We start from the raw sequence: 12249 nt of genomic DNA on the forward strand, positions 1-12249 counted from the left end.
AGTAATTCCCAGGACAATCTAGAGGCAGTCAGACTTGGTTCTGCTTGCGAAAAAGGGTGAGTGGCTGGGGTTGGGGAGCTTACAGCCGGCTTGGAAGGGCCAAAAATCACCTGCCGGTGGGCTGTTCCGCGAATACTCAGGCGGCCTGCGCACGGCGCTGCCGATGCTGAAAAGGCTAAAAGCCTGCCTCTAAAAAAACTCCCCTCTCCCAGAGGAGAGGGGTCAGGGGCGAGGGATCCAAGAGCCTTAGTAGCGATGCACCAACTTGTTGATGGGCTTCAAGATGTCCGCCTCAAACTTTTTGCCCTTGAGCATGCGGTTCCAGTAGAGCCAGGGCAGGACGTGCACCTTCGCCAGATACATCGAGTAGCGCTCCCGCGTCGGATCCAGCGGGAAGGAGGGAGCCAGTTTCCCCCCGTAGGCAAACTCCGCCATGATTAGGGAGTTATAGCCTGTGATCAGGGGACAACAGGTGTAGCCATCATAATCATACTGGGCCACCGGGGGCTTGGACTGCATGGCAGCCAAGAGATTTTCGGCCAGTACCGGCGCTTGCTTGCGAGCGGCAGCCGCTGTCTTGGACGTTGGCAGAGAGGAGGCATCCCCTAAGGAAAACACGTTGGGGTAGCGGGTGTGCCGCAGCGTTGCTTTATCCACGTCCACCCATCCTCCAGGGCCAGCCAGGGGGCTGCGCTTGACAAAGTCCGGGGCGCTCATGGGCGGAGCCACGTGGATCATGTCGTAGTGCAGGCTCACCTCTTCTTTGCCATTGTCGGTGGTGACTTCAAAGATGGCTTCCTGAGTCTCAGGCCGGATGGCTTTGAGGTTGTGCTTGAATTTCACCTGGATCCCTCGCCGCTCTACCACCTTCTCCAGGGCAGCACTGTACTCCGGCACGGCAAAGAGAGTGGGAGTGGCTGTGCAAAAGAGAACCTTGGTGTTGACGCCAACCCCACTTTTGCTCTTGAAAACGTCGTCGGCCAGGTACATGATTTTTTGAGGGGCGCCGCCGCACTTGATTGGCGTAGCTGGGTACGTGAAGATGGCTGTTCCCCCCTTGAAGTTGCGGATGGTCTCCCAAGTGTAGGGGGCGTAGTCCTTGGAGTAGTTGCTGGTTACTCCTCCTTTGCCCAGCGCCTCCGGCAAGCCCTCGATCAAGTGCCAGTCGATTTGGATCCCTGGGGCAACGATGAGGTAATCATATTCGATGATCTGCCCGCTCTCCGTGATCACGCGGTTGTGATCTGGATCCAGCTCTGCCACTCGCGCTTGAATCCAGGTGGCTCCCTTGGGGATCACTGTTTTTTCGTCCCGGATAAACTTGGCCAGGGGGGCAATACCTCCCCCCACCAATGTCCAGCCGGGCTGGTAGTAGTGCTTGTCGGATGGCTCGATGATCGCGATGTCGAGGTTACGCTTGCGCTCCAGCAACTGGGCCGCTGCGCTGATGCCGGCAGCCCCTCCTCCCACTACAACAATTTGATGGTGAATGACAGGTTGCGAAGTTCTGGAGGTGGATCCCTCCACGCCAGGGCGCCCGTTCGTTTGGGTGGAGGCGGGTGGGGATTGGGTTTTGAGTTCCATTGGCTTAGTAATCGTTGACACAGCAGTTTCCTCAAACAGAACTGAACTTGAGCTTAAGAAGCTGTTTAGTTTAACGCGGAAGAACCTGTTAAATGACAGCCAACAACCCCGAACTGGCAATCCGTAGAAGACTCTGCAGATTGCCAGCCTTCAGGAGCTGCAGCTGGGAAACAAGCGTAATCATAACACCCGATAAGAATATAGCCATTTTTTCAAGCTGTCGAGAATTTGAGGCAAATCTTAGCCTGGGACTTAGGCTTTGTTGACGCTGGTGGCAGCAGTGGCATCTCGGAGGATGAGCAGCATCCGCTAGGCTGTGGACTGTACGAAGGATTTGCCGCTGGGTTCACGGCTGGCCTTCAAGTTCTGTTGCGATTCAACTGGAGACCTTCATCACGATGGCAAAATCCATCCCTGCTGGCTCATTGCCGGTTGCTCCCTGGCACGCTCTGCCCGAAGAGGATGTTGCCCGCCAAATTGTTGCAGTGGATCTGCCTCTGGCGGCGCTTCTGGAACGGGGTCTGTCTCAAGCTGAGGTGATCCAGCGGCAGAAGCAATATGGCCCCAACGAGCTAAAGGCCAAGGCGGCTACCCCGGCCTGGGTGAAGTTTCTGCAGCAGTTCAACCAATCCTTGCTCTACATCTTGATGGTTGCCGGGGCGGTCAAGGCGTTTTTGGGATCCTGGCGCAATGCCATCGTGATCTGGGCGGTGGTGGTGATCAACGCCCTCATCGGCTACATCCAGGAGTCCAAAGCGGAGGAAGCGATCGCCGCCCTGGCCCGGTCGGTGGTGACGGAGGTTACTGTCATCCGGGAGGGGCAAAAACTGCGGGTGCCCTCGCGGGAGCTGGTGCCGGGGGATGTGGTGCTCTTGAGCTCGGGAGATAAGGTGCCCGCCGACCTGCGCTTGCTGAGCGTGCGCAACTTGCAGGTGGATGAATCGGCCCTGACCGGAGAGTCGGTGCCGGTGGAAAAACGGCTGGGATCCCTGGCGGAAGACACACCCCTAGCCGACCGCCAGAACATGGCCTATGCCGGCAGCTTTGTTACCTTCGGCCAAGGAGCAGGGGTGGTGGTGGCCATTGGCAAGCAGACTCAAACAGGCCGTATCTCGGAGTTGGTCGAAAAGGGGGGATCCCTGCAAACTCCCCTAACACGCAAGTTCGAGGAGTTCAGCCTCATGCTGCTCAGGATCATCCTCAGCTTGGCCGGGCTCACCTTTTTGGTGGGATTGGCTCAGGGACAGGGGGCGGCCAGTGTCTTTGAGGCGGCAGTGGCGCTGGCGGTGAGTGCTATCCCCGAAGGCTTGCCGGCGGTAGTCACTGTAACCTTGGCGATTGGGGTTTCCCGCATGGCAAAACGCCACGCCATTATCCGCAAGCTGCCGGCGGTGGAGACCCTGGGCAGCGCTACGGTAATTTGCTCTGACAAAACCGGCACCCTCACGGAAAACCAGATGACGGTGCAGGCCATCTACGCCGGATCCCAGCTCTACCGAGTCACAGGCAGTGGCTACAGTCCTCAGGGACAAATCCTGGCCCAGGAGGGGGGTGATCCAGTGGAAGTGGAGCGGCTGCTGGCGTTACAGGCTTGTCTCTTGGCCGGCTGCCTCTGCAACGACACCCGTCTCAAACTCAAAGACAACGGCCAGTGGGAGGTGGTAGGGGATCCCACCGAAGCTGCCCTCATTGTGGCGGGCCAAAAGGCGGGTTTGGATATGGACGATCTGCAGCGCCGCCGCCCTCGCCTGGACAGCATTCCCTTTGAATCTGAGTTTCAGTACATGGCCACCTTGCACCGCCTGGGGCCAGAAGAGCACTGCATCTATGTCAAGGGATCGGTGGAAGCCCTGCTGCCCCGCTGCCGCAGCCAGATGGGATCCCAGGGGGAGATCCAGTCTCTAGAAGAGGAGCGGATTCGCCAGCAGGTGGAGGCCTTGGCACGGCAGGGGCTGCGAGTTCTGGCCTTTGCCCAAAAAACCGTCCCCAGCAGCCAAACTCGGGTGGATCACCCCGATCTGGAAGGGGATCTGGTTTTCTTGGGATTGCAAGGAATGATCGACCCGCCGCGGCCAGAGGCCATTGCGGCAGTGCATTCCTGCCAAACGGCTGGGATCCAGGTGAAGATGATCACCGGCGACCACGTGCTCACGGCTCAAGCCATTGCCGAGCAGATGGGCCTGGGGGGTGGAAAACCTGTGCAAGCCTACAGCGGTCGAGATCTGGAGCAGCTCAGCCCGGAGGAATTTGTGGAAGCTGCCAATCGGGGATCCGTCTTCGCGCGGGTGGTGCCAGAGCAAAAACTGCGCCTGGTGGAAGCTCTGCAAGCGCGGGGGCAGATCGTGGCCATGACCGGCGATGGCGTCAACGACGCTCCGGCCCTAAAGCAAGCAGATGTGGGGATTGCCATGGGGCGAGGCGGCACCGAAGTGGCCAAAGCTGCTGCCGACATGATCCTGACCGATGACAACTTCGCCTCCATTGAGGCAGCCGTTGAGGAGGGGCGCACCGTTTACAACAACCTGCTCAAGGCCATCGCCTTCATTCTGCCGGTGAACGGAGGGGAGTCAATGACCCTTCTCCTCAGCGTCCTCCTCAACCGCGAGCTCCCCATTCTGGCCATTCAAGTGCTGTGGCTAAACATGATCAACTCCATCACCATGACGGTGCCTCTTGCCTTTGAGCCGAGCACAGGCCGAGAGATGACTCGCCCACCGCGGGATCCGGAGGCCAACTTGCTCTCTCCTAGGCTGCTGCAGCGCATCCTGCTGGTGTCCGTGTTCAACTGGATCTTGATCTTCGGGGTTTTTGAATACATCGAACAAACCACCGGCAACCTTAACCTGGCCCGCACCATGGCCATCCAAGCGTTGGTGATCGGGCGCATCTTCTACTTGCTCAGCCTCAGCCAGGCCATTCCTACCCTGTTGGGCCGTGGACGTGCCAGCCAATTGGAGCGCCATGAGCGCCTCATGGATACAGCGGCCATTGCCATCGGCATTGGGGCAGCCATCCTGCTGCAGATCCTCTTCAGCCAGTGGAGCCTGTTCAACATTATCTTCGACACAGCACCCCTGTCTTGGGAGCAATGGGGCTTTTGTTTGCTGGTGAGCTTGCCACTCATCGTTGTCTCAGCGGTGGCCAATCGAGTGGATCCTGAATAAATAACTTGCTTTGGGCAACTCGCGCTCACTGCGCTCCCATCTGAAGAAGTGCCGAAGAGGGGATCCCTCAGCCACTACTCAGATGTGACCGGCCTTTGCCAAGAGGGGAAAGTGACCGCCGGGCCAGGTGTGATGGCATCCAGCTTCACACCCGCTCTGGCTATCTTTTCGACCCATTTCCGCAAGGCAATGGCAATCGCCGTGCCCGTCTCTATGGCGGTTTTTGGGAAGATCGAGCCCGTTTTCTGGCGGAAGTTGCAGAAGACGTGATCAGAGTTCGGGGCACCTGACGAGTGAGGATGAGGTTGTCTCCAAGCAATGCCTATCCCCTGCGCGCCTTCGGCCATGGGGTGAAGTCTCAATTGCTTTCCCCTCTCAAAGGCGGTCAATTGCATCTGCGCCACGGCACCACCCCTATTCCAACGGCAATCTTTTGTCAGCTCCCTCCACAAAAGCCCCAGCACTCTTCAGGGCTTGAGTTCTTTTTGCCCCCATCACCTTTTGGCAAGAGCGGGAACATCTCTTGAGTGAGAAGAGGCTTTTCCTTCCGAGCTGCCGGCTCAAGGAACAGGAGAAAAACCTGTCTTCAAAAAAGCCTCCGACTTTCGGTTGCAGGGGTACACCATAAGGCTATGATCTTAGGGGAAGGATGTAGGACATTAAAAAATGTCAGATATACCACCACAACCTTTAACCGGGAAGGCTCTGCTGCAGAAGGTCGAAGCTTTGGGGCATCTTCCACGCCGAGAAACGGCAAAGCGATGTGGCTATGTAACCATGACCAAGACCAACAAGCCTCGCGTCAACTTGAATGAGTTCTATGACGCGGTGCTGGCGGCAAAAGGTCTAAGTCTCAGCCCAAGTTCCAGCCGGGACAAGCGCGGTCGTGAGCCAACCTTTCGGGTCAGCGTTCACAAAAATGGGCAGTTGATCATTGGGTCGGCCTACACCGAAAAAATGAATCTCAAACCCGGGGATGAGTTTGAGATTCAGCTGGGTTACAAGCACATTCACCTCAAGCAAGTGCTAAACGGCCAGGTGGTGGAGGAGTCAACCCCAAGCAAAGAAGCTTCCCCCAAAGCGACTCGCGGTCGCCGGAAAAAAACTGCTGGGGCTTGAGCCGCTGCCGGGCCGGGAGTGAGGAGAAGGGATCCAGTTGACGAACTGTCACTGTGTGGCTTTCTTCTTGCCTTGCCCTCTTTAAGATGGGATCCAAAGCCTAGGTTCACCGATCTTGCTGACCCTAGATAAGGATCCCTATGCAACAGAAGGTTCAGCCACCCCTCAAGTTTTTGCCGCCGCGATTGACGCCTTGGGTCGTTCATTTCGCTCAAGCAGGCTTGCCCCTTTGGTTGCGATGGACCAAAGGGATCCCTCGCGTTGAAGTGGAGGGGGGAGAGCGTTTGGCTCAGCTTTATCAGCAGTTTGAGGCGGGCAAGATTCGCCTGTTGGTGGCGTTTCGACACCCGACCCTGGATGATCCCCCCTGCTTGATGTACTTGTTCGCCCATCTCCTGCCGCAGGTGGCCCAACGCCAGGGGATCCGCTTTCGGGGCCGGCCCCACGTTTTGTTTGTCTACGACCGCGGCCTACCTCTGTGGCTGGGATCCGTTGCCCGTTGGGGCTTGCCGCGCTTGGGCGGGATCCCGATTTTGCGAGGCCGTCTGGATCGGGCAGGGCTAAAAAGTTCTCGTGAGCAGTTTGTATCGGGCCAATATCCGCTGGCGGTAGCTCCAGAAGGGACGATCAACGGCATGAGCAGTCTTCTCAACCCGTTGGAGCCGGGGGTAGCCCAGATGAGCTTTTGGGCGGTGGAGGATCTGCACAAGGCGGGACGGCCAGAGCAGGTGCTGATCTTGCCGGTGGGCCTTCGCTATTCTTACCTGAGGGATCCCAGTGCCGCTCTGAATAGATTGCTCAGCCGCATGGAGGCCGATTGCAAGCTGCCGCCCACGCGCTCGGCTCACGCCGGTCAAGCCTTTTTGCTGGCCCGTATCCTTCGCTTGGGAGAACACCTGCTCCAGGTCATGCAGACCTTCTATGAGCGCTTTTATGCCCCTGCCCTTCCTGCTGCAGATAGAGCCCAAGTTAAAGAGGGGGATCTGTTGGCGCGTCTTCAAAGCTTGTCAGATCTGGCCCTGCGGGTGGCCGAGCAACATTTCGGCCTAGAGCCTCAAGGAGACTTCATCGAGCGGCGGCACCGCATCGAACAGGCGGGCTGGGCCTGGATCTACCGCGAAGATATTGCCGATATTGCTGCTCTCTCGGCTTTGGAAAGGGGGCTGGCCAATCGAGTGGCTGCTGAGGCCAGTTTTCACCTCTGGCACATGCGCTTGGCGGAAACCTTGATGGTGTTTGCGGTGCGCCCCATGCCCGAGCAGCCCAGTCTAAGTCTAGACGAGTTGGCGGAAACCGCCCTGCGCCTCTGGAGTCTGCTGGCTTGGATCAAAGGAGAAAATCCCGTCGGAACTGCTCCCCCCCGCTTGGGCCCCCGCCTGGCGCGTTTCAGCATTGGGGATCCCCTCTCGGTTTCCGAACGCTGGCCCGCCTACCAGGCCAACCGCCGACAAGCCGTACAAGCCCTCACCCAAGATTTACAAGCAGAAATGGAGCGGCTTATCAAAGGGATCCCGTGCTCTCCTGTGGCTCTTCCTGCTGCCTAACATGCCTGGTCGGCTCAGGGGCAAAAAGTATAACAATTCCTAAGACATTTTGTGAGATATTTCGTGAGAGTAAGACGAACTTTTGCATTATCTGACAAGCAGGTGAAGGAAAAGGGAAATTTTTGGCTCTTGGGGTAGAAAGGGGGCAGAAAGGAAGTGAGGCTCGTTGACTTGGTCTATGTCTGATGAGCTGCTCCGCGCCATCCGCAGACGCGACCTAGAGGCCGCCACTTCAGCCGTGCAGCACTTGCGTTCTCGCCATTTAAGTGAAGCTGTAATCACCTCGATGGTGATGGTGGCCGTGGAGCGGTTGGCGTGGGATGAAGGCGACCGGGCCGCCGCCAGTTGGTTACTGCGTCGCTGCTCCAGACGACGGCGCTGAAGGGATCCCCCCTGGCCCAGAGGTCATTGCGATACTTCCCCTTTCCCTGGATCCGAGGGGCTTCCCGTGTCAACCTGCCCACAAAGCCCTATCCGCAGAGGGATTAGCTTTCTTCCTTGCCCTTGATCATCTTCTCAATTTGCTCTTTGATCATCTTCTCAATTTGCTCTTTGCGGAACTCGCGACTGGCATTCTCTTGCCCATCGGTTACCACAACCATCACAACCTTGGCCGGGCGATCTGCCTCGCTGAGTTCGCTGAGGCTCTTTTCTAGGTCGATGATGCCGCGCCCCATGGCATCCAGCAAGGGAGTAGAAGCTCGCGGCACGTAGGTCTCGCGGGTCAGCTCAGGGACCTCGGCAATTGGCTTGAAGTGGTGAATGACTTCATAGGGATCCTGGGAGTCGAACTGAACCAAGGTAAGGGTGGCACTTCCCGGTTCTGCTCCTGTAGAAAATCTAACTCTGGCTCAGGTGCAGTGATCTGTTTGTGAAGGTTTGCTTGCAATCTGTTACAAAGGGTATGAATGCTTATGAACGCTTTTTGAGTTCGCCTTGGTAGCTGGGAGCGCCAGAGCATTGTCTCGAATATTCAGCTCGACTACGAGTTAGCATTTTCTCTTAATTTTTAAGTGCTTCATATCCTAAGTACTAACAATGGTTCGTAAACTAACACACTAAAAGAAAGGTTTGCCCTTAATCCCTTTGCATTTCTGAGCTAAGCTTCTAGGCATTGGCCCCGTAAAGATTTTGGAAAAACTAGGGAGTGGCTATGTCTTTTCGCGCAGATTTACAGCGTTTTGCCTTCGCTGTGCTAACAGCGCTGCTTGTCCAGGCGGGGCCAGCTCGGGCCGATCTGCCAGGGACAGCGGATCCCCCAGGGCTTAAGCGCTTCGCAGGATCCAGCATTGTGTTTCAATCGCGGGCCGATTACGACCGCTTTAAGTTGGCCCTTGAAAAAATCGTCTTCAGTGGCGCGATGGGAGCTGTGCAGCCGTACCGGTCTCAAACTGTCGAAGGGCGTCGCATCACGACCTATTACCGACTGCCGGAGCGGGTTGCCCCTCTTGAGGCGCTGCTCAACTACGAAACCGAACTGAAAGAGTCCGGCTTTGAGATCCTCTTCTCCGGGTTGGGGGAGGAGATTGAGACCCTCGGCTACAACAACCAGATTGCTGACGAGATCCTGGATATGAAGGGCACCTACAGCACGCCGGAAGAACGGGCCCAGTGGCCGTTTCAGAACGCCAGAGAAAACACTGCTGCCTATTTAGCCGCACGTGGCAAGTCCCCCGAAGGCGATGAGCGATTCGTGAGCGCCTACTTTGTGGTCAATACCGATGACTGGGAGGTCACCCGCGGCAGTGGACCGATCCCGACCGGGATTACTCTGGGGCGAGTGGATGTCGTCGATGTCAAGCCCCGCCAGCAACGCCTGGAGCTGGTTGAAAGCATCACAAGCGGCGAGATCAATCAAGCCATCAGCCGCGATGGCCGGATCGCCCTCTACGGCATTCTCTTTGCCTATGACTCGGATCAGATTGAAGCGGCTGCCGAGCCCACCCTTGCCGAGATCGCCAAGCTGATGCGCGAGCGCACCGACCTCAGCATCCTCGTGGTCGGTCATACCGATGCAACCGGTAGCTTCGACTACAACCTAGGTCTCTCGCGGCGCCGGGCTGAAGCTGTGGTCAACCGCTTGGTTCAGCTTGGCATCGAGCAGCGCCGCCTTTATCCGGTTGGCGTGGGGTTTTCGGCTCCCGTTGCCAGCAACGCCACCGAGGAGGGCCGAGCAAAAAATCGCCGCGTGGAGTTGGTGGATCTGGCCGGTGGCAGAATCCCCTAGGGGAGAGTTTCTGAGTTTTGGCTCAGGGCAAGCATCGCCGAAACTCTGGACACTGCGGCTGCGGCGAACTAGTTTAGAGGCAACTCTTCATTTCTAGGCTATTTCAAGGGGTGGGATCCATGCTTAGGCCCAGTCTTCTGTTCTCCGGCTCGGCTTTGTTGGGTTTGCTGTCCTTGCCGTTTTTGATCGGCGAATGTGGCTGGTTGGCCTCATCTCGTAAGAGCCAGAGTCCTGTCACTGAGGTTTCTCTACAAGCTTGGGAGCACTCCCTGCCCTCATCCCAGGCCTTGTTTGAAGATGAACCAGGTTCTGAATCTTGGCTCAGGCGGCAAGCCCAACTGCAAGAACGGGTACAACAGCTTGAGCAGCGCTCTCTCGCTCACCAGCAGCAGGTCTATCAATGGCTTGCGCAACAGGCAGATCCCCAGCCCGCCGGGGTTGTTGGCCGTTCCAACCCAAGCCTTGCCGTGCCGGCACGGCCTCGGCGTCAGGATCCCACTCTCTCTCAATCCTCTGCTCCGGCGGATCTTCCCAATGAGCTGGCGCGGCTAACCCAGTCCATCCAACAGGAGCCGGGAAATGCGCAGCTTTATCTGCAACGGGCGCAATACTTCTGGCGGGAGTCTCAAGAAGATCCTGTTGCTTTACCGCAGCCTGAGCATGCTTCTGCCATTGCTCGCTTGATGCGCTCTGCTCTGCGGGATCTGGATATTGCCATTGCTTTGGATCCCTACCTGGCTGAAGCCTATTTGCTCAAGGCCAAAATCCAACACGAGCGTTTGCAAGAACCTGAGCAGGCTCTGGCGACCTTGTCTCCCCTGGATCGGATTGCCTATCACAACCCGCAATTGCACTTGATCCGCTCCCGCATTTGGGCCGAACAAGGCCATCTGGAATCGGCATTTGATGTGTCGCATCTGGCGATTGAGCTGGCCAAGCAAAATCAAGATGCTGCCGATCTTTTCGAGGCCTATGTCCATCGCGGCCTGATGTGGGCCAGCATCTGCGACTTCAATTTGGCCGTTCAGGATTTCAGCCGGGCTATCGAGGTGCAGCCCCAGCGGGCTGAGGGTTACTACCACCGCGGTATGGCGCGCGCTTACCAGGGAGAGGATAGGGCTGGTGCCGCTTCCGATTTGGGTAGCGCTTTGATGTTGTGGCGGGCTTCCGGCACGGGATCCCCGGAGCTGCTGGAATATGCAGAAGCGGTACGGATGGAACTGTTGCGGTAGCTGCAATTCTGGCTGGGTTTTTGCTGCGGATCTTTGGTCTGGCCGACTGGGCAGGGAAGTTCTGGGTCTAGGGTCTTTGCCCAAGAGCGTTTGGCAAGTCCAGCTAGGGCAAGCCAGGATGGTAGAGCCGTCTGTTACCTAGCCCCCTGAAGAGAACCCAGCCAGATGATGAGCCGAAGACAATTGACCATCTCCGTATCCTCCGTAGCCCTGGTGGTGGCCACAGGGATGCTGTTGTTGCTGCTGTGGCAACTGCGCAGCTTGGTGCTGACGGTGATGATCGCGGTGGTGGTGGCGGCGGCGCTGGCTCCCCTGGTGGATCTGGCCGAGCGATTACGCATCCCCCGCTGGCTGGGGGTTGTGCTGGTGTATTTGAGCTTAATTGCCGGGATTGCCGGCTTGGCTCTGCTCATTGGCCCAACGGTGGCGACTCAGACCCAGCGGTTGCTAGCGAGGTTGCCCTTCTATCTGGAGCGACTACAACTGCTGGTGGACACCTGGATTGCTGATCTGGCGGGGGTGGATCCGGCGGCGCTGGACTACCTAAACCAGTTGCTCGATCCTCAGTCGTTGATGAGCTGGGCGGTTCGCTCGGGACAACGGGTGCTGGTGCAGTCTTTCGACTTCACCCGTGGTTTGCTGGGCGGTCTGCTGACCATGGTGCTGACCCTCTTCATTTCCGGCTACATGCTGGTGAGCGGCTCTGACTTGGTGTGGGGCTTGGTGGAGTTGTTTCCCTATCCCTGGAATGAGCGGCTTGCTGAGCAGGTACACCCGATGGCTCAGCGCATGGGGGGCTACATCCAGGGGCGGGTGCTGGTCTCTGCCATTTTGGGTGTGATGATCACCGTCTCGCTTCGCTTTCTGGGCCTGTCGGAGTTTGCTCTGGCGCTGGGGGTGATCGCCGGGTTTACCAACCTTATCCCCTTCATTGGGCCGGTACTGGGATCCCTGCCCGCCTTGGTGGTGGCAATCGTTCAGGGGGGCTGGACTTTTTTGTGGGTGCTGATCCTATACGTTGCCGTTCAAAACCTGGAAACCTATGTGTTGGATCCTCTGTTGGTGGGATCCTCGGTGCGGGTGAAGCCCTTGTATCAGTTGCTGGCGGTGCTGGGGGGCACCCAGTTGTTGGGTATTGTTGGGGCGGTGATCGCCCCCCCGTGGGTGGCGGGTATGGCGGTGCTGCTGGAGAACCTCTATCTGAAGCCCAAGCAGGAGGCAGAGGTTCGAGCCAGGCTGTATGCTCGGGCCACCGAGGCTGCTGGTTCTTTGGCTTTGCCGGGGATGGATCCTGCCGACGCGAGCAGCCCAGAGCCATCTTTTTCCTCTCGTCCGAATGACTCGTCAAACGAGCCGGAAGGGTTGCCACAGAAAGAAAG

10 protein-coding genes are annotated in these 12249 nt (G+C 57.7%); 8 read left to right on the plus strand and 2 right to left on the minus strand.

Features of this window, described 5'->3' with window-relative positions; all coding sequences use genetic code 11:
• Positions 1–246: 246 nt before the first annotated feature.
• Complete coding sequence (locus ACVWZ1_RS09415) at positions 247–1584, minus strand: NAD(P)/FAD-dependent oxidoreductase (protein WP_457503234.1); 1338 nt, start codon at positions 1582–1584, stop codon at positions 247–249.
• Between the two features lie 398 nt (positions 1585–1982).
• On the opposite strand from ACVWZ1_RS09415, the gene ACVWZ1_RS09420 reads away from it, so the two are divergent.
• The 5 genes from ACVWZ1_RS09420 to ACVWZ1_RS09440 all read left to right on the plus strand — a co-directional run bounded on the left by ACVWZ1_RS09420 (position 1983) and on the right by ACVWZ1_RS09440 (position 7793).
• Positions 1983–4748: a cation-translocating P-type ATPase gene (locus ACVWZ1_RS09420; protein ID WP_457503230.1), complete on the plus strand. Its 2766-nt coding sequence runs from the start codon at positions 1983–1985 to the stop codon at positions 4746–4748.
• A 95-nt stretch (positions 4749–4843) separates the two neighbouring features.
• Positions 4844–5038 carry an oxidoreductase gene (locus ACVWZ1_RS09425; RefSeq protein WP_414343797.1) on the plus strand — a complete coding sequence of 65 codons (195 nt, stop codon included), beginning with the start codon at positions 4844–4846 and terminating at the stop codon, positions 5036–5038.
• Positions 5039–5414: 376 nt separating this feature from the next.
• A complete protein-coding gene (locus ACVWZ1_RS09430) occupies positions 5415–5867 on the plus strand; it encodes an AbrB family transcriptional regulator (RefSeq protein WP_011432404.1) in 453 nt (150 codons plus the stop codon).
• A gap of 140 nt (positions 5868–6007) precedes the next feature.
• Positions 6008–7411 (plus strand): 1-acyl-sn-glycerol-3-phosphate acyltransferase, encoded by a 1404-nt coding sequence (locus ACVWZ1_RS09435; protein ID WP_457466907.1) that lies wholly within the window; start codon positions 6008–6010, stop codon positions 7409–7411.
• A gap of 178 nt (positions 7412–7589) precedes the next feature.
• Positions 7590–7793, plus strand: coding sequence for a hypothetical protein (locus ACVWZ1_RS09440; RefSeq protein WP_041436260.1), 204 nt, complete (start codon positions 7590–7592; stop codon positions 7791–7793).
• Between the two features lie 103 nt (positions 7794–7896).
• Here ACVWZ1_RS09440 and ACVWZ1_RS09445 read toward each other — a convergent pair whose 3' ends face one another.
• Positions 7897–8211 (minus strand): hypothetical protein, encoded by a 315-nt coding sequence (locus tag ACVWZ1_RS09445; RefSeq protein WP_457466906.1) that lies wholly within the window; start codon positions 8209–8211, stop codon positions 7897–7899.
• A gap of 353 nt (positions 8212–8564) precedes the next feature.
• On the opposite strand from ACVWZ1_RS09445, the gene ACVWZ1_RS09450 reads away from it, so the two are divergent.
• From ACVWZ1_RS09450 to ACVWZ1_RS09460, 3 genes are all read left to right on the plus strand, one after another.
• Complete coding sequence (locus ACVWZ1_RS09450; RefSeq protein ID WP_457466905.1) at positions 8565–9638, plus strand: OmpA family protein; 1074 nt, start codon at positions 8565–8567, stop codon at positions 9636–9638.
• A gap of 119 nt (positions 9639–9757) precedes the next feature.
• On the plus strand, positions 9758–10870 hold the full coding sequence (locus tag ACVWZ1_RS09455) for a hypothetical protein (RefSeq protein WP_457503232.1): 1113 nt from the start codon (positions 9758–9760) through the stop codon (positions 10868–10870).
• A 168-nt stretch (positions 10871–11038) separates the two neighbouring features.
• On the plus strand, positions 11039–12249 hold a 1211-nt coding region (locus ACVWZ1_RS09460), incomplete at its 3' end, for an AI-2E family transporter (RefSeq protein ID WP_457503233.1).

The sequence above is a fragment of the Thermostichus sp. MS-CIW-25 genome, from assembly GCF_054060015.1.